The 17,542-nt window shown below is 71.3% G+C and carries 16 protein-coding genes; 4 read left to right on the forward strand and 12 right to left on the reverse strand.

Annotation, left to right across the window (positions count from 1 at the left end; translation table 11 throughout):
* Positions 1-15: 15 nt before the first annotated feature.
* Positions 16-777 carry an alpha/beta hydrolase gene (locus tag ABZ899_RS19200; RefSeq protein WP_361347300.1) on the reverse strand — a complete coding sequence of 254 codons (762 nt, stop codon included), beginning with the start codon at positions 775-777 and terminating at the stop codon, positions 16-18.
* A 139-nt stretch (positions 778-916) separates the two neighbouring features.
* Here ABZ899_RS19200 and ABZ899_RS19205 point away from each other — a divergent pair, with 139 nt between their 5' ends.
* The 3 genes from ABZ899_RS19205 (at position 917) to ABZ899_RS19215 (ending at position 3,774) form a co-directional block, all read left to right on the forward strand.
* A complete protein-coding gene (locus ABZ899_RS19205; protein ID WP_361347303.1) occupies positions 917-2,080 on the forward strand; it encodes an adenosine deaminase in 1,164 nt (387 codons plus the stop codon).
* Between the two features lie 136 nt (positions 2,081-2,216).
* Positions 2,217-2,570 (forward strand): ATP-binding protein, encoded by a 354-nt coding sequence (locus ABZ899_RS19210; protein ID WP_361347306.1) that lies wholly within the window; start codon positions 2,217-2,219, stop codon positions 2,568-2,570.
* A 184-nt stretch (positions 2,571-2,754) separates the two neighbouring features.
* A complete protein-coding gene (locus ABZ899_RS19215) occupies positions 2,755-3,774 on the forward strand; it encodes a sigma-70 family RNA polymerase sigma factor (RefSeq protein WP_361347308.1) in 1,020 nt (339 codons plus the stop codon).
* Here ABZ899_RS19215 and ABZ899_RS19220 read toward each other — a convergent pair.
* Positions 3,658-4,044, reverse strand: coding sequence for an STAS domain-containing protein (locus tag ABZ899_RS19220; protein WP_361347738.1), 387 nt, complete (start codon positions 4,042-4,044; stop codon positions 3,658-3,660). The two genes, ABZ899_RS19215 and ABZ899_RS19220, sit on opposite strands and share 117 nt — an antisense overlap.
* A 139-nt stretch (positions 4,045-4,183) precedes the next feature.
* On the opposite strand from ABZ899_RS19220, the gene ABZ899_RS19225 reads away from it, so the two are divergent.
* The gene (locus ABZ899_RS19225) at positions 4,184-5,104 is read left to right on the forward strand and encodes an AEC family transporter (RefSeq protein WP_361347311.1); all 921 of its coding nucleotides are present in this window, start codon (positions 4,184-4,186) and stop codon (positions 5,102-5,104) included.
* A 98-nt stretch (positions 5,105-5,202) separates the two neighbouring features.
* Here ABZ899_RS19225 and ABZ899_RS19230 read toward each other — a convergent pair whose 3' ends face one another.
* The 10 genes from ABZ899_RS19230 to ABZ899_RS19275 form a co-directional block, all read right to left on the reverse strand.
* Positions 5,203-6,495: a thymidine phosphorylase gene (locus ABZ899_RS19230; protein WP_361347314.1), complete on the reverse strand. Its 1,293-nt coding sequence runs from the start codon at positions 6,493-6,495 to the stop codon at positions 5,203-5,205.
* Between the two features lie 80 nt (positions 6,496-6,575).
* Positions 6,576-6,983, reverse strand: a complete 408-nt coding sequence (locus ABZ899_RS19235) for a cytidine deaminase (RefSeq protein WP_361347316.1) — start codon at positions 6,981-6,983, stop codon at positions 6,576-6,578.
* A complete protein-coding gene (locus ABZ899_RS19240) occupies positions 6,980-8,254 on the reverse strand; it encodes an ABC transporter permease (RefSeq protein ID WP_361347318.1) in 1,275 nt (424 codons plus the stop codon). Before ABZ899_RS19240 ends, ABZ899_RS19235 begins: the two co-directional genes overlap by 4 nt.
* A complete protein-coding gene (locus ABZ899_RS19245) occupies positions 8,251-9,375 on the reverse strand; it encodes an ABC transporter permease (RefSeq protein ID WP_361347320.1) in 1,125 nt (374 codons plus the stop codon). The genes ABZ899_RS19240 and ABZ899_RS19245 overlap by 4 nt, the downstream gene beginning before the upstream one ends.
* Complete coding sequence (locus ABZ899_RS19250; protein WP_361347741.1) at positions 9,375-10,952, reverse strand: ABC transporter ATP-binding protein; 1,578 nt, start codon at positions 10,950-10,952, stop codon at positions 9,375-9,377. Before ABZ899_RS19250 ends, ABZ899_RS19245 begins: the two co-directional genes overlap by 1 nt.
* A gap of 211 nt (positions 10,953-11,163) precedes the next feature.
* The gene (locus ABZ899_RS19255) at positions 11,164-12,216 is read right to left on the reverse strand and encodes a BMP family ABC transporter substrate-binding protein (RefSeq protein ID WP_361347323.1); all 1,053 of its coding nucleotides are present in this window, start codon (positions 12,214-12,216) and stop codon (positions 11,164-11,166) included.
* Between the two features lie 314 nt (positions 12,217-12,530).
* Positions 12,531-13,577 (reverse strand): BMP family ABC transporter substrate-binding protein, encoded by a 1,047-nt coding sequence (locus tag ABZ899_RS19260; RefSeq protein ID WP_361347325.1) that lies wholly within the window; start codon positions 13,575-13,577, stop codon positions 12,531-12,533.
* Positions 13,578-13,883: 306 nt separating this feature from the next.
* Positions 13,884-15,104, reverse strand: a complete 1,221-nt coding sequence (locus tag ABZ899_RS19265; protein ID WP_361347328.1) for a M20 family metallopeptidase — start codon at positions 15,102-15,104, stop codon at positions 13,884-13,886.
* Positions 15,105-15,498: 394 nt separating this feature from the next.
* Positions 15,499-16,563 (reverse strand): hypothetical protein, encoded by a 1,065-nt coding sequence (locus ABZ899_RS19270; RefSeq protein ID WP_361347330.1) that lies wholly within the window; start codon positions 16,561-16,563, stop codon positions 15,499-15,501.
* Positions 16,564-16,599: 36 nt separating this feature from the next.
* Positions 16,600-17,538, reverse strand: coding sequence for an N-acetylneuraminate synthase family protein (locus tag ABZ899_RS19275; RefSeq protein WP_361347333.1), 939 nt, complete (start codon positions 17,536-17,538; stop codon positions 16,600-16,602).
* Between the last annotated feature and the right edge of the window lie 4 nt (positions 17,539-17,542).

Here is a 17,542-nt window from a genome sequence, read left to right on the forward strand (position 1 = left end):
AGCGCGAAGACAGGGCTACCGGCGCAGCGACTTGCCGAACCCGGAGGCGAGCGGCATGCGCAGCCCGAGGGGCGGCGGTGCGGCGAACGCGTCGGCGACCGGCCGCGAGAACACCGTCCCGAACAGCGCACCCATGACGAAGTCCTCGGCCAGGGAGAGGACTTCGTCGCGGTGCTGCTGCAACCGGTGCCGATCGGAGTGCACTTCGAAGCGGCACACCTCCCGGTTCGCCTTCTTCGCCCGCGCCGCCAGCCGGAAGGACAGTTCGGGGTCGGTGCGCTCGTCGTTCGTGCCGTGGACGATCATGACGCGCCGCCCGGCGAGCTGCTTCACCGGTTCGGGCGGGTCCGCGCTGTCCTCGTCGGGCAGCCAAGGGGCGATGGCGAGCACGGAGTTGACGGCCTCGTGGCCGCCCGCGCGCAGCGCCGCACGTCCGCCCATGTCGAGGCCGGCGAGACACACGGGCACGTCGCCGTAGCGCCGTACGGCCTCGTCGGCGGCCCACAGGGCGTCGCTCAGGAGGGCGGCCTCGTCGCCGTTCCAGCCGCGGTAGCGGTAGTGGACGACGTGGACGGCGAGCCCTTCCGGGCGCCCGGCGCGGGTGAGCCGGCGGCCGAGGGCGCGGGTCATGGGGGTGGCCAACAGCGGTGCGGGTCTGCGGTATGAGGTCTCGTCACCCGGTGGGAGCAGCAGGACGGCGCCGCTCACCGCCGTCGGCTCCGGCCCCATCGCCCTGCCCAGCCGGACCCTGCGCACCGGCGTCGCTTGCTGTGCCATGACAGAACAGTGGCAGAAGTGGGGTCGTCCGCGACCCGTCCGTGCGGTCACCGTTACGTATCGACGGATGTGTAAAGCGGCGATCCGGACGTGTGCGCGGGGACGCGCTCTCTACGCGCGTAGGCGTTAGAGTGCGGAAATGACGAGCCAGACCGCCCCGAAGGCGCACACCCCGAGCTCGGACCAGATCCGCCGGGCCCCGAAGGTTCTGCTGCACGACCACCTCGACGGCGGGCTCCGCCCCGGCACGATCGTCGAGCTCGCCCGCGAGTCGGGCTACTCCCAGCTTCCCGAGACCGACCCCGGCAAGCTCGGCCTCTGGTTCCAGGAGGCCGCCGACTCGGGCTCCCTGGAACGCTACTTGGAGACGTTCTCGCACACCGTGGCGGTCATGCAGACCCGCGACGCCCTGGTGCGCGTCGCCCGCGAGTGCGCCGAGGACCTCGCGGAGGACGGGGTCGTCTACGCCGAGGTGCGCTACGCCCCGGAGCAGCATCTGGCGGGCGGGCTCACCCTGGAGGAGGTCGTCGAGGCCGTCAACGAGGGCTTCCGGGAGGGCGAGCGGATCGCCCGGGAGAACGGCCACCGCATCCGGGTGGGCGCCCTGCTCACCGCGATGCGTCACGCGGCCCGCTCGCTGGAGATCGCCGAGCTCGCCAACACCTACCGCGACCTGGGCGTCGTCGGCTTCGACATCGCGGGCGCCGAGGCGGGCCACCCGCCGACCCGGCATCTCGACGCCTTCGAGTACCTCAAGCGGGAGAACAACCACTTCACGATCCACGCCGGTGAGGCTTTCGGGCTGCCGTCCATCTGGCAGGCCCTCCAGTGGTGCGGCGCCGACCGGCTCGGGCACGGGGTGCGCATCATCGACGACATCCGGGTGCGGGACGACGGCTCGGTGGAGCTCGGCCGGCTCGCGTCGTACGTGCGGGACAAGCGCATCCCGCTCGAGCTGTGCCCGAGCTCCAACCTGCAGACGGGCGCGGCCGCCTCGTACGAGGCGCATCCGATCGGGCTGCTGCGCCGGCTGCACTTCCGCGCCACGGTGAACACCGACAACCGCCTGATGTCCCACACCAGCATGAGCCAGGAATTCGAGCATCTTGTCGAGGCGTTCGGTTACACGCTCGACGACATGCAGTGGTTCTCCGTCAATGCGATGAAATCATCGTTCATTCCTTTCGATGAACGGCTGGCGATGATCAATGACGTGATCAAGCCCGGATATGCCGAACTCAAGTCCGAGTGGCTTTTCCGGCAGACGGTCCCCACCAGCGGTTCTCCGGGCCAGGGCGACTGATCGGCGACCCTGCGCGCACAGGGGCTGCGGACGCCATTCACAATCCGTCCGCAATTCGATGTTTGCGGCCGAACGGCGGGGTTGTTTACGGTCGAAGAACCGCTCACATCCCCGTTCTCGAATTCTGAGGTTTTCCATGAAGCAGTCTGCCGCCAAGTCCCTCGGTGTCGCCGCGCTCGGTGCCGCCTTCGCCGCCACGGGTGCGGGTGCCGCGAACGCCGCGCCCGCCGTCCCCGACACCGGCGCGGCGCTGGACACCGTGACCCGCACGCTCCCGGCCGAGAGCCTCACGCAGGCCGCCCCGAACGCCGCCGAGAGCCTGGCCGGCGGGCAGGAGGCGGTCGCCGCCGGGCTGGCCGCCGCGCAGCCGGCCGCCGCGCGGACGCTGGCCGGCGCCCCGACGGGCGTGGCCGCCGGGCTCCTCGGCGGTCTGCCGGTGCAGAGCCTGCCGACGCAGGGCCTGCCCGTGAACGGCGTCCCGCTGGGCTGAGCCCGGAGCACGGCCGCACACCGGCGGGGCGCACTCGTGGCATGGGGGTGCGCCCCGCTGCCATGTCCCCGTCCACCTGCGGGTTCTCCGACTCCGGGGGCCATTGTCAGTGGGCTGCGGTAGCTTCCGAAGTGGTGGGACGCGACGAGGCGTCCCCCAGGACGGCCCCAGGGGTGGGTGGACGATGAGCGACGGTACGGCGACCACGAAGACGGACCTCGACGTCAGGCTGGAGAAGCACCGCGTCGAGCTGACCGGGTACTGCTACCGCATGCTCGGTTCGTCCTTCGAGGCCGAGGACGCGGTGCAGGACACGATGGTGCGCGCCTGGCGCAGCTACGACAAGTTCGAGGGCCGCTCCAGCCTCCGCTCGTGGCTCTACCGCATCGCGACGAACGTCTGCCTGGACATGCTGACCGCGGGCAACAGACGGGCCAGGCCCATGGACCTCACCGAGTCGACGCCGCTCGCGCAGGCCGCCCTCTCCCCGCGCCCGGACCACACCTGGCTGGAGCCGGTGCCGGACAGCCGGGTGCTGCCCACGACCGACGACCCGGCCGAGGCCGCGGTCGCCAAGGAGTCGGTGCGGCTCGCCTTCATGGCCGCGCTCCAGCAACTGCCGCCGAAGCAGCGGGCGGTGCTGATTCTGCGCGAGGTGCTGGCGTGGCGGGCGAGCGAGGTCGCCGAGCTGCTCGGCACCTCGGTCGCGTCGGTCAACAGCGCGCTCCAGCGGGCCCGGGCCACCCTCGCCGAGCAGCAGCAGCCCGGCGCCGAGGCGGCGGTCGCCGACCCGCTGGACGAGGAGCAGCAGAAGCTCCTGGAGCGCTATGTCGCCGCCTTCGAGGGATACGACATGACGGCGCTGACGGCGCTGCTGCACGAGGACGCCGTCATGACGATGCCGCCGTTCGACCTGTGGCTGACCGGCGCCGGGGACATCACCGGGTTCATGACGACGCTGGGCGCCCCGTGCGCGGGCTCCCGGCTGGTCCCCGTCCAGGTCAACGGGCTGCCGGGGTTCGCCCAGTACAAGCCCGACCCGGAGGCGGGCGGGTTCACGCCGTGGGCGGTCCAGGTCCTGGAGATCTCAGGGGGGCGGATCACCGGGTTCCACTGCTTCCTCGACACGAAGCGCTGGTTCCCGCTCTTCGGGCTGCCCCTCCACCTCGAAACGGAGGCCGACGAGGTCGAGCAGGGCGTGTAGGGCGGGGTCCGGGTCCCGCAGCCGTATCCGGCCACCGGCGCGCCGGGCGCTGAGCTGGAGCCGGGCCAGCAGGTCGACGGTGCCCAGGCCCGGTGGGCCGAGCCCGCCGACATCGCACACGACCACCCTCGACCGGCCGCTCTCCAGGCGTGCCCGGACGGCCGCGCACAGCCCCGCCACCTCGCCCCGGGTGACGGGGCCGGCCAGCACGAGTACCGCGGGTGTCTTGGCGTCCACGAGCGGTAGACCGGGCCCGGGCCGCCAACTCATCGCGGGGCCTGCGGTGGCGTGTCCGCCGGTCGGGATCACATTGACCGGGCCCCCTCCGTCACCGGAGGGTTGGGTGTATGCCTCATGCACCGGCGACTCCTCGAAGACCGCGCGTCCCGCTTCCCGCGAAGGGGACTCCGTGCAAGGGGTGTTGACGGGGTTCGCGGTGATCGCGGTGGTCATCGCCGTCGGCTATGTGATCGGCCGGCGCGGCCACCTCGGGGAGCACGGCCGGGAGGTGCTGACGAAGCTGGCCTTCCATGTGGCGTCGCCCGCGCTCCTCTTCACCACCCTCGCCGGGACCGACCTCTCGGTGATCTTCTCCAGCCGTCTCCTGGTCACCGCGCTGAGCACGGCCGCGGCGGCCGGGGTCTTCGTGGCGGTCGGTGCCGTACGGCGGTGGGGCGTGGGCCGCACCACGATCGGCGCCCTGTGCTCCAGTTACGTCAACGCCGGGAACCTGGGCATCCCCATCGCCGTGTACGTCCTCGGCGACGCGTCGCTGGTGGCGCCGGTGCTGCTGTTCCAGCTGGTCGGGATCACGCCGGTCGCGCTGACGATCCTCGACCTGTCCGGCGGCGGCGGGAAGGGCCCCCTGCGGCGGCGCCTGCTGACGCCGCTGCGCAACCCGATCGCGCTCGGCTCCCTGGCGGGTGTGGCGGTCTCGGCGGCGGGGGTGCGGGTGCCGGCGCCGGTGATGGACCCGCTGACCCTGATCGGCGGCATGTCGGTCCCCGCGGTCCTGCTGGCCTTCGGCATCTCCCTGTGCGGCAGCACGATGCCGGGCCGGGGCCCGGACCGGCACCCCGTGTTCCTCTCGGTCGCGCTGAAGTCCCTCGGCCAGCCCGCCGCGGCCTGGGCACTGGCGGCGGGCGTCTTCGGGCTGCGGGGCGCTCCCCTGCTCGACGTCGTGGTGACCTCGGCCCTGCCCGCCGCGCAGAACCTGTTCACCTACGCGTCGAGCTACGGCGTCGCCGAGCGCCTGGCCCGCGACTCGATCCTGCTGTCGACGGTGCTCTCGGTGCCGGTCCTGGTGGTGGTGGCGGCACTCCTGGGCTGAGGGTCGGCCGGCGGGGAACCCACCGGTGCCGGCCGTCACGCCGAACGGGACCGGCGGGGGTCCACCGGTCCCGTTCACCCGGAAGGGGAAACCGCGGGTCAGGCGATACGTTCCCGCACGACCGGCGGGGCGCTGAAGGCCGTGCCCGACGGAGCGATGTCGTAGGCGTCCGTCAGCGACTGGAGGGCGTACGCGAAGCGCTCCGGGGTGTCGGTGTGCAGGGTGAGCAGGGGCTGGCCCGCGGTCACGGTGTCACCGGGCTTGGCGTGCATCTCGACGCCGGCGCCCGCCTGCACGGGGTCCTCCTTGCGGGCGCGTCCGGCGCCCAGGCGCCAGGCGGCGACGCCGACGCCGTAGGCGTCGAGGCGGGTCAGGACACCGGAGGACGGGGCCGTGACGACGTGCTGCTCGCGCGCGACGGGCAGCTCGGCGTCGGGGTCGCCGCCCTGGGCCGCGATCATGCGCCGCCAGACGTCCATCGCGGAGCCGTCGGCCAGCGCCTTCGCCGGGTCGGCGTCCTTCAGCCCGGCCGCCGCCAGCATCTCGCGGGCCAGGGCGACGGTCAGCTCGACGACGTCGGCGGGGCCGCCGCCGGCCAGGACCTCGACGGACTCGCGGACCTCCAGCGCGTTGCCCGCGGTGAGGCCGAGGGGGGTGGACATGTCGGTGAGCAGGGCGACCGTCCTCACACCGTGGTCGGTGCCGAGGCCCACCATGGTGGACGCCAGCTCGCGCGCGTCCTCGATGGTCTTCATGAAGGCGCCGGAGCCGACCTTCACGTCCAGGACGAGCGAGCCGGTGCCCTCGGCGATCTTCTTCGACATGATCGAGGAGGCGATCAGCGGGATGGCCTCGACGGTGCCGGTGACGTCCCGCAGGGCGTACAGCTTCTTGTCGGCGGGCGCCAGGCCGTCGCCCGCCGCGCAGATCACCGCGCCGGTGGTGCCGAGGACGTCCAGCATCTCCTCGTTGGACAGCAGCGCGCGCCAGCCGGGGATGGACTCCAGCTTGTCCAGGGTGCCGCCGGTGTGGCCGAGCCCGCGGCCGGACAGCTGCGGGACGGCGGCGCCGCAGGCGGCGACCAGCGGCGCGAGCGGCAGGGTGATCTTGTCGCCGACTCCGCCGGTGGAGTGCTTGTCGGCGGTCGGGCGGCTCAGGGACGAGAAGTCCATGCGCTCGCCGGAGGCGATCATCGCGGCGGTCCAGCGGGCGATCTCGCGGCGGTTCATGCCGTTGAGCAGGATCGCCATGGCGAGCGCGGACATCTGCTCGTCGGCGACCTCCCCGCGGGTGTACGCGTCGATGACCCAGTCGATCTGTTCGTCGCTGAGCTCGCCGCGGTCCCGCTTGGTGCGGATGACGGAGATGGCGTCCGTCGACAAAACAGCCATGGCTTTCCTTCCGAAGGTTCCAGAAGAGACACGACCCCTCCGGACGGTCGCGCGAGCGACGCGGAGGGGCCGCAGGGGGGTTACCTGCCGAGGTGGTCCGGGCCGAACGCCTGGGGCAGCATCTCCGACAGCGGCAGGATGCCGGCCGGGGTGTCGAGCAGCAGGTCGGGGCCGCCGAACTCGTAGAGCAGCTGGCGGCAGCGGCCGCAGGGCACCAGCGGCCGGCCTTCGCCGTCGACGCACGCGAAGTGCGTGAGCCGGCCGCCGCCGGTGTTCTGCAGCTGCGAGACCAGTCCGCACTCGGCGCACAGACCGAGCCCGTACGAGGCGTTCTCGACGTTGCAGCCGGTGACCGTGCGGCCGTCGTCGACCAGGGCCGCGACGCCGACCGGGTAGCCGGAGTAGGGCGCGTAGGCGCGGGACATGGCGTCCCGCGCGGCCGCCCGAAGCGTGTCCCAGTCGACGTCGGGGGCGGCGGCCGGGCTCACTTGCCCTGTCCCTTCCGGTACGGCAGGCCGTCCGCCTTCGGCATCCGCAGGCGCTGCGCGGACAGCGTGAGGACGACGAGGGTGACGACGTACGGCGTGGCGGAGACGACCTGGTTGGGCACCTCGTTGGTGGTGGCGTACCAGGTGTACACCAGGGCGCCGACCACCGCGGTGATCATGGACGGGACGTACTTCTTGCGGATCACCAGCCAGATGGCGCCGATGATCAGCAGGAGGGCGCCGAGCAGCAGCAGGGCGTGGACGTTGGTGGAGCCGCCGCGCAGGTTGAGGCTGTCGGTGTAGCCGAACAGCCCGGCGCCGAGGGCGAGTCCGCCCGGCATCCAGTTGCCGAAGATCATGGCGGCGAGGCCGATGTAGCCGCGGCCGCTGACCTGGCCCTCCAGGTAGAAGGGGTTGGCCACGATGGAGAGGAAGACGCCACCGAGTCCGGCCAGACCACCGGAGATGATCACGGCGATGTACTTGTACTTGTAGACGTTGACGCCGAGGGACTCGGCGGCGACCGGGTTCTCACCGCAGGAGCGCAGCCGCAGACCGAAGGCGGTGCGCCACAGGATGTACCAGGTACCGGGGACCAGCGCGACGGCGATCAGGGTCAGCCAGGAGACGTTGGTGACCAGTCCGCCGAGCAAGCCGGCGATGTCGGAGACGAAGAACCAGCCGTGGTCGTTCAGGTCCCTGAGCCCGTCGGACAGGCCGGGCACCGTGAAGTGGCCGAGGGAGTCGACCGCCGGGGACTGCTTGGCGGAGCCGCCCGGGTGGCCCTCGAAGGCGAGGGGCGCGAGGTAGCGGGTGATGCCGAGGGCGAGGATGTTGATCGCCACACCGGAGACGATGTGGTTGACCCGGAAGGTGACGGTGGCGATGGCGTGCAGGATGCCGCCGATGCAGCCGCCGAGGATGCCGACGACGACACCGGTCCAGGGGCCCCACTGGAAGCCCGCCCAGGCGCCGAACCAGGTGCCGAGGATCATCATGCCCTCGAGGCCGATGTTGACGACGCCGGCCCGCTCGGCCCACAGACCGCCGAGACCGGCGAGGCCGATCGGCACGGCGAGCTGGAGGGCGGTGGACATCTGGCTGACGTTGGTGATGCCGTCGGCGCCGGTGACGAGGCGGACGATCGAGGTCAGGGCCAGGGCTCCGGCGATGACCAGCAGCAGCACCGGCCAGGACAGACGGCGGCCGGTCGGCGCCGCGGGCTGCAGCGAGGGCTGGTTGACATCAACCGCTGAGGTCGGGGCAGTCATCGGCCAGCCACCTCCTTCGTGGTGTTGTTGTCGGCGCCGAGGACGTGACCGGCTGCCAGTTCGGCGCCGACCCGGCGCTGCTGGCGGCGCAGGCCCCACTCACGGACGGCCTCGTAGGAGACGACGACCGAGAGCACGATCAGGCCCTGCATGATGACCGCGATCTCCTTGTCGTAGCCGTGGAAGTCCAGCTCGGGGGACGCCTTGTCGAGCCAGGCCCACAGCAGGGCGGCGAACGCGATGCCGACGGGGCTGTTGCGGCCGAGCAGCGCGATGCCGATGCCGAGGAAGCCGATGCCGGTGGGGAAGTTCAGGCTGTACGTGTGGGTGTCGCCGAGCAGGATCGGCAGGCCGGCGAGGCCCGCGATGCCGCCGGAGAGCAGCATGGCGGTCAGCACCATGCGCTTGGGGTCGACGCCGCTGGCCGCGGCGGCCGTCTCCGAGGCGCCGGAGGCGCGCAGGTCGAAGCCGAAGCGGGTGCGGTTGAGGACGACCCAGTAGCCGACGCCGAGCAGCACCGCGAGGAAGACCAGGCCGTAGATCTCGCCGGCCTCGCCGACGGGGATGCCGGGGACCCAGCCGGACTTGTGCATCTCGCCGGTGGTGTTGTTGTTGCCGACCTTGACGCCGAAGACGTTCGGCAGCCACAGGTAGGCGATCACGGAGGTCGCGATCGCGTTGAGCATGATCGTCGCGACGACCTCGCTGACGCCGCGGGTGACCTTCAGGACACCGGCGATACCGGACCAGAAGGCGCCGGTGAGAACGGCGGTGAGCATCAGCAGCGGCACCTGGAGGCCGGCCGGCAGGCTGGCGTGGGCGCCGACGACGGCGGCCATCATGGCGGCGAGCTGGTACTGGCCGTCGACACCGATGTTGAACAGGTTCATCCGGAAGCCGATGGCCACCGCCAGGGCCGCGATGTAGTAGAGCGTCGCCTGGTTGATGATCAGCACCTGGATGTCCGAGAAGCCGAGCTGCTCGAACATCAGGGCGTACGGCTCGACCGGGCTCTTGCCCGAGGCGATCAGGACGATCGCGCTGAGCACGAACGCCACGGCGAGCGCGATGACCGGTCCGGCCACCGCGAGGAGCACGCGCTCCTTGTCGAACTTCTTCATCAGCGTGCCTCGTCTTCGCCGGACTCGGGAGACTTGCTCAGGTTCGGAGTCCCGGGGGTCGTGTCGTCGTCCTCGAGGTGCCCGGTGGCGGCACCCGTCATCGCCGAGCCCAGTTGCTCCGGGGTGATGGCGGCCGGGTCGGCGTCCGCGACCAGCCTGCCGTTGTAGATCACGCGGAGGGTGTCGGACAGGCCGATCAGCTCGTCCAGGTCGGCGGAGATCAGCAGCACGGCCAGGCCCTCGCGGCGGGCCTCGCGGATGTGGTCCCAGATCGCGGCCTGCGCGCCGACGTCGACGCCGCGGGTGGGGTGCGCGGCGATCAGGAAGCGCGGCTTGTGACTCATCTCGCGGCCGACGATCAGCTTCTGCTGGTTGCCGCCGGACAGCGAGGCGGCGGTGACGTCGATGCCGGGGGTGCGGACGTCGTACGCCTCGACGATGCGGCGCGTGTCCTGCTGCGCGGCCTTCGGGTTCAGCCAGACGCCCTTGGCGAGGGGCTCCTCGGTGACGTGCCCGAGGATGCGGTTCTCCCAGAGGGGGGCCTCCAGGAGCAGGCCGTGGCGGTGCCGGTCCTCGGGGATGTAGCCGATGCCCTGCTCGCGGCGCTTGCGGGTGGCCCAGCCGGTGATCTCCTCGTCGGCGAGGGTGATCGTGCCGGAGTCGGCGTGCTTGAGGCCGATGAGGGCGTCGACCAGTTCGGTCTGGCCGTTGCCCTCGACGCCGGCGATGCCCAGGACCTCGCCCGCGTGGATGGTGAAGGTGATGTCGTCCAGCAGCGCCTTGCCGCCGGCGGTCTCCAGGCGGAGCCTGTCGACGGTGATGACCGGGCGGTCGGTGACCGTGGACTCGGCGGTCTCCGGCGTGGGCAGCTCGCTGCCGACCATCATCTCGGCGAGCTGCTTCGGCGTGGTCTCGGCGGGGACGGCCGTGCCGACGGTGGTGCCGCGGCGGATGACGGTGATCTCGTCGGCGACGGAGAGCACCTCGCCCAGCTTGTGGGAGATGAAGATGACCGACAGGCCCTCGGACTTCAGCTCGCGCAGGTTCTCGAAGAGGGCGTCGACCTCCTGCGGCACGAGGACAGCGGTCGGCTCGTCGAGGATCAGGGTGCGGGCGCCGCGGTAGAGGACCTTGAGGATCTCCACGCGCTGGCGGGCGGCGACGCCGAGCTCCTCGACGAGGCGGTCGGGCTCCACGCCGAGGCCGTAGCGCTCCGAGATCTCCTTGATCTTGCGGCGTGCCTTGGCGCCGATGCCGTACAGCTTCTCGCTGCCCAGCACCACGTTCTCGAGGACGGTGAGGTTGTCCGCGAGCATGAAGTGCTGGTGGACCATGCCGATGCCGCGCGCGATGGCGTCGGCCGGGGACGAGAAGGTGACCTGCTCACCGTCGATCGCGATGGTGCCCTCGTCCGGCTTCTGCATGCCGTAGAGGATCTTCATCAGCGTCGACTTGCCGGCGCCGTTCTCGCCGACGAGGGCGTGCACGGTGCCCTTGCGGACGGTGAGGTGGATGTCGTGGTTGGCCACGACGCCCGGGAATCGCTTGGTGATCCCGGCGAGTTCGACGGCGGTCACCTGACCGTTGACCGCCGCGCCGGCCGGAGGGCTGCTGGACGCGTTGATGGCGCACACTCCTGGGGACGGGGGTCGTCTACGCGCGTAGCGCCCCTATGGCCTGAAAAGGGGCCGGCGTACCGCGACAACGGGGTACGGGGAGTGAGCCTCCCCGTACCCCGTCGAGCGGACACAACCCCTGGGGTTACCGCTGCTCAGGGTCTGGCTTCACTCAGCTGGTCTTGACCTTGATCTCGCCGCTGACGATCTTCTCCTTGGCCGTCTTGAGGGCTGCCTGAAGCTCGGCGTTGTCCGCGAACTTCGGGTTGGAGTTCGACAGGCTCACCTCACCCGACTTCAGATCGCCACGAACGATACCGGTCTCGGGCTTGCCGTCCTCGACCGACTTCGCCAGGTTGTACACGGCCTTGGCGACGTCCTTCATCGCCGAGGTCAGGATCGAGTCCTTGTACTTGGCGAGCGCTTCCTGGCTGTACTGGTCCGAGTCGACGCCGATGGCCCACACCTTGTTGGCGGCGGCGGCCTCGATGACACCCTGACCGGACAGACCGGCGGCGGCGTAGACGACGTCCGCCTTCTTCTCGATCTGGCCCTCGGCGGCCGACTTGCCCTTGTCGGGGCTGGAGAAGCCGCCCTCCTCCGCGGTCTGCGTGAGGTACTGGGTCAGGACCTTGGCCTTGGGGTTGGTGTCCTTGACGCCCTGCTCGAAGCCGGCCTGGAACTTGTGGATCAGCGGGATGTCCACGCCGCCCACGAAGCCGACCGTGTTCGTCTTGGTGGACTTGGCGGCGGCGACACCGGCCAGGTAGGACGCCTGCTCCTCGGAGAAGACGAGGTCGGCGACGTTCTTCGCCTCGACGGTGGAGTCGTCGACGATGCCGAAGGTGGTGTCCGGGAACTTCTCGGCGGCACCCTTGACGGCGGCGGCGTAGGCGTAGCCGACACCGATCACCGGGTTGTAGCCCTGCTTGGCCAGCGAGGCGAGGCGCTGCTCCTTGTCGGCGTCCGTCTCACCGTCGGTGGGCTCGAGGTCGGCGGTCCGGTAGCCGAACTCCTTCTTCGCCTGCTCCAGGCCCGCGAAGGCGGCGTCGTTGAAGGACTGGTCGCCCTTGCCGCCGACGTCGTAGGCGATGGCGAGACCCTTGTCCCCGCCCTTCGAGTCCTCCGAGGAGGCCTTGGTGGAGGTGCCGCCGCAGGCGGAGAGAGCGAGGGCCAGAGAGGCGGTCGCTGCGCCTGCGACCGTGATCCGGGAAATCCGGCGCATGTCGTGAGACTCCTGTCGTACCAGCGCCGGGGGGGTACAGCCGTGGGACAGCGTGCAGCAACGGCGCTTGCTTCCGCCGCAGAGTAACGCGCGTAGACCTGCCAGGAAACCCCTTCTGTCCACCTTGTTATAGGCCCGTGGCCAATCGCACGCGCGGGGCGGGCCGGGGGCCGTCCACGGCGGCCGGAGGGTGGCCGCGGGTGACCGGCGCGTCACTCGGACGGCCGGCGGCGGGACCGGGAACGGCGAGCGGGCGGGCACCCGCCGGATGCCCGCCCGCTGCCCTCGTACGACGATCCGCCGTACGGCCGCTGCTACTCCGTCTTGACCTTGATGGTGCCGTCGATGATGCCTTCCTTGGCCTTCTCCACGGCCTCGGTCAGGCCCGGGATCTTCGCGAACTCCGGGTTGGAGTCGGCGAGGCCCACGCCGTTGACCTTGAGGTCGAAGGTCTGCGTGCCGGTCAGCGGCTTGCCGTCGTGGACGGACTTGGCCAGCGTGAACACAGCGCCGCCGACGTCCTTCAGGGCGGAGGTCAGGATGGAGTTCTTGTACTTGGCGAGAGCCGCCTGCTTGTACTGGTCGGAGTCGACACCGATCGCCCAGACCTTGGCCTTCGCGGCGGCCTCGATCACGCCCTGGCCGGAGAGGCCGGCGGCGGCGTACTCGACGTCCGAGCCCTTCTCGATCTGGCCCTCGGCGGCGGCCTTGCCCTTGTCGGGGCTGGAGAAGCCACCCTCCTCGGCGGTCTGCGTCAGGTACTGCGACAGGACCTTGACCTTGGGGTTGGTGTCCTGGACGCCCTGCTTGTAACCGGCCTCGAACTTGTGGATCAGCGGGACGTCGACACCGCCGACGAAGCCGACCGTGTTCGTCTTCGTGGCCTTGGCCGCGGCGACGCCCGCCAGGTAGGAGGCCTCCTGCTCGGCGAAGACGAGGGAGGCGACGTTCTTGCCCTCGACCACGGAGTCGACGATGCCGAAGGTGGTCTTCGGGTACTTCTTGGCCACGGCCTCCATCGCGGGACCGTAGGCGAAGCCGACGCCGATCACCGGGTTGTAGCCCTGCTTGGCCAGCGACGACAGCCGCTGCTCCTTGTCGGCGTCCGTCTCGCCCTCGGTGGGCTCGATGTCGGCGGTCTTGTAATCGAACTCCTTCGCCGCCTTCTGCAGGCCGGCGTAGGCGGCGTCGTTGAAGGACTGGTCGCCCTTGCCGCCGATGTCGTAGGCGATGGCGAGACCCTTGGCGTCGCCGCCGCCGTCGCTACCGCTGTCGCTGCTGGTACCACCGCACGCCGTGGCGGCGAGCGCGATCGACGCGACCCCCACCGCGACACTGGTCAGTTTGGATGTCCGACGCATCGTGAAGTCCCCATTCTCCAAGCCCCGCAGTGGGTGCTGGGTTCGGCGCACATTAACGCGCGTAGACACTCCTGGGAACGGGGTTTCGCCGTGCCGTTATCCATTCGTGCCGATGGCCGGTTACGTCCTTGTGAACCACCGGACCGAAAGGCACACATGGGGCGACGGCACCCACGGTGCCCTCCACGCGACAGCACTCCGGACCGCCCGCCACGGCCCAGACTCCCCCCGCCCCCGAGCGGTCGCAAGCGGAGCGGGCGCGGGACGGGCTGCGGGGCGTCCGGGGCCGGCCGGCGGGCCCCGCGGTCAGCGGCCGGCGTCGAGCAGGGCCGCCGCCGTGAACAGCTCCACGCCGACCGCGATGGCCGACTCGTCGACGTCGAAGTCGCCCTGGTGCAGGTCACGGCCGATCCGGTCGCCCGGGTGGCGGACGCCGAGGCGGGCCATGGCGCCGGGGACGTGCTCCAGATACCAGGAGAAGTCCTCGCCGCCGAGGCTCTGCTCGGTGGACTCGACGGAGTCGGCGCCGCGACGGGCGGTCATCGCCTCGCGCAGCAGCTCGGTGGAGTCGGCGTCGTTGACGACGGGCGGGACACCCCGCACGTAGTTGATCTCCGACTTCGCGCGATGCAGGTTGGCGACCTCGTCGATCGCGGCGACGACCAGGTCGGGCGCCTGCCGCCAGGTGTCGAGGTCCAGGCAGCGCACGGTTCCGGCCACCTCGGCGTGCTGCGGGATGACGTTGGGCGCGTGCCCGGACTCGACGCGGCCCCAGGTCACCGACAGTCCGCTGCGGGCGTCGACGCGCCGGGCGACGATCGCGGGCACGTCGGTCACCACCCGGGCGACGGCGGTGACGAGGTCGGTCGTCAGATGCGGGCGGGCGGTGTGGCCGCCGGGCCCGGCCAGGGCGATCTCGAGGCGGTCGCAGGCGGAGGTGATGGGGCCCTCGCGCAGTCCGATCCGGCCCGCGTCCACCTTCGGGTCGCAGTGCAGGGCCAGGAACCGGCCCACCCCTTCGAGCACCCCGTTCGCGATGGCCTCGACGGCGCCGCCGGGGAGGACCTCCTCGGCGGGCTGGAAGAGCAGGCGCACCGGCCGGGGCAGCTGTCCGCGCCGCTCCAGCTCGGCCAGGACGAGCCCGGCGCCGAGCACCACGGTGGTGTGCACGTCGTGGCCGCAGGCGTGCGCGCGGTCGGGCACCGTGGAGCGGTACGGGCACTCACTCTTCGTGTCCGGGATGGGCAGCGCGTCGATGTCGCCGCGCAGCGCGAGCATGGGGCGTCCGCCGTCCCACTCGCCGATGTCGCAGACGAGGCCGGTGCCGCTCGCGAGGACGCGGGGCTTCAGGCCGGCCTTCTCCAGGCGGGCCTTGATCGCGGCGGTCGTTCGGAACTCTTGATTGCCGAGCTCAGGGTGCATGTGGAGGTCGCGCCGGAACTCGATGAGCTCGGCGCGCAGCGCTTCCGGCACGGTGCCGGGCAGGGCTGATTCTCCGGTTTGGTCGGCCTCGGACTCTGCGGACATCAGTTGGTTCACCCTCTGAAGGGTAGGACGCCGAGACGGCCGACTGACCCTCGATCAACAAAAGTTCAACCCGTTCGGGGAAGAAAATCTGGTCGTCCGACGCGTAGGTATTGATTCGGGTGGGTAAACTCGCGCGCTTTTCACCGAGCCGACCTGGGGAGCCGACGAGGCGTCAAGAACCCGAGTTGCCCCATACTCCACGCATACCACGCCTGGGACAGAACCGTCGGGCGTGTTCACGTGTCGGGATCGGACGCACGGCGGAGGAGAGGGTCGATGCGGCGGGACGGGCGGTCGCCGCCAGGCCGGCGGAGGCCGGTCCGCGGCTGACGGCGCGGACGCTGCGGCAGCCCGCAGCCGAGGAGCACGCCTCCTCGCCGGGAGGCCGCCGCGCTCACACCGCGCTGACCGCCGGCAGCCGGTGCACGTCCCGCGCGGTGCCGGTGACCCCCGAGAGGAAGCCCTGGGCCCGCGGTGACGCGTGCTCCGTCAGCCACGCCGGGTCGATGTCGCACACCGCCACCCTGACCCCGGTGCCGGCCAGGGCGAGCGGCAGGGTGTGCACGACGGTCGACGGAAAGCTCAGGACCGTGCGCCCGATGGGCCCGCGCCGGGCGATCAGCTCCAGGGGGAGGTCCGGCCGGACGACCTCCAGGCCCGTCCCGACCGCGAGCCGGTGCAGTTTCTCCGCGCTCTCGCGGCGGTGGGCGAAGTAGCGGGTGGCGCCGTGCGCCGCGGCCAGGGCCCGGACGGCGTCCAGGTACCGGTCGCCGTCCACGACCCCGGTCTCGACCAGGGACGTGCCGACCAGGTCGGCGCCCTTGGTGAGGCGGGGCGGGCCGAAGCGGTCCCGGGTCCAGGCGAAGGCGTTCGCCGTGACCGTCACCCCGGGCGGCGCCTCCTCCACCGGCATGGCCGAGAAGACCTCCACCGTCCGCCGGGCGCCCGGGGTGAGGCGCCTGCGGGCGACCGCCGACACCGGCGCGAACACCAGGTCGCGGGGGCCGGGGCGGCCGCCCTTGCGGTGCCAGCGCACCAGGCGGTCGCCGCGGGCGAGCTGCGCCACGAACTCCATGGTCGCGGTGCCGTCGTCGACGACGACGAGGTCCCGGGCGCCGGTGATCGTCAGCAGGAGCTGCACGTAGCGGGAGAAGGGGTCGCCGAGGACGATCCGCCCGGCGCCGCGCAGCAGCGCCGCGAGCCCTCCGATGGTGCGGAAGGGGGCCGCGGGGCCGCCGCGGGCCTCCTCCCAGCGGATCCCGTGCCCCTCCTGGCGGGCCAGCTCGGCCATCCGGCGGAGCTGGCCACGCGTCATGGGGTCGGTCGGGGACAGCACGACGAGGGTGAGCTCCGCACCGGACGCGCGGGCATGGGCCCACTCCAGAACGTTCAGGAGCTGCACCGGGCTCTCGACGAACGCGAGGGTGGAGTGGCCGGCGTTCCCGGCGCGGCGGCTCATCGGCGTACGACCGTCCCTGCCTCGTGGTGTCCGGGCTCAGACCGTGACCGGCTCGCCGGCCGCGGCGGCGATCTCCGCCTCGGCGACCACGCCGGAGACGCGGCGGAGCTTCTTCATCGGGCCGAGCTCGGAGTCGTACACCTTCTTCACGCCGTCGCCGAGGGACGCCTCGATGGTGCGGATGTCACGGACGAGGCGGGTGAGGCCCTGTGGCTCGACGGAGGCGGCCTGGTCGGACCCCCACATCGCGCGGTCCAGGGTGATGTGGCGCTCGACGAAGACGGCGCCGAGGGCGACGGCGGCCAGGGTGGTCTGCAGCCCCGTCTCGTGGCCGGAGTAGCCGATCGGGACGTTCGGGTACTCCTTCTCCAGCGTGTTGATCACGCGGAGGTTCAGCTCCTCGGCCTTGGCCGGGTAGGTCGAGGTGGCGTGGCACATCAGGATGTTGTCGGAGCCGAGGACCTCGACGGCGTGCCGGATCTGGCGCGGGGTGGACATGCCGGTGGAGAGGATGACCGTGCGGCCCGTCGCGCGCAGCTCGCGCAGCAGTTCGTCGTCGGTCAGCGAGGCGGAGGCCACCTTGTGGGCGGGCAGGTCGAACTTCTCCAGGAAGGCGACGGCCTCGGTGTCCCACGGGGAGGCGAACCAGTCGATCCCCTTCTCCTGGCAGTACGCGTCGATCTGCCGGTACTCGTCCTCGCCGAACTCCACGCGGTGGCGGTAGTCGATGTAGGTCATCCGGCCCCAGGGGGTGTCGCGCTCGATGTCCCACTGGTCGCGCGGGGTGCAGATCTCCGGGGTGCGCTTCTGGAACTTGACGGCGTCGCAGCCGGCTTCGGCGGCCACGTCGATGAGCTTGAAGGCGTTCTCCAGCTCGCCGTTGTGGTTGATGCCGATCTCGCCGCAGATGTAGACGGGGCGGCCGGGGCCGACCTCGCGCGAACCGAACGAGCGCAGGCGGGAGTTGGTGCTCATGGCA

This window comes from Streptomyces sp. NPDC046859, assembly GCF_040645135.1.
Classification (GTDB): Bacteria; Actinomycetota; Actinomycetes; order Streptomycetales; family Streptomycetaceae; genus Streptomyces.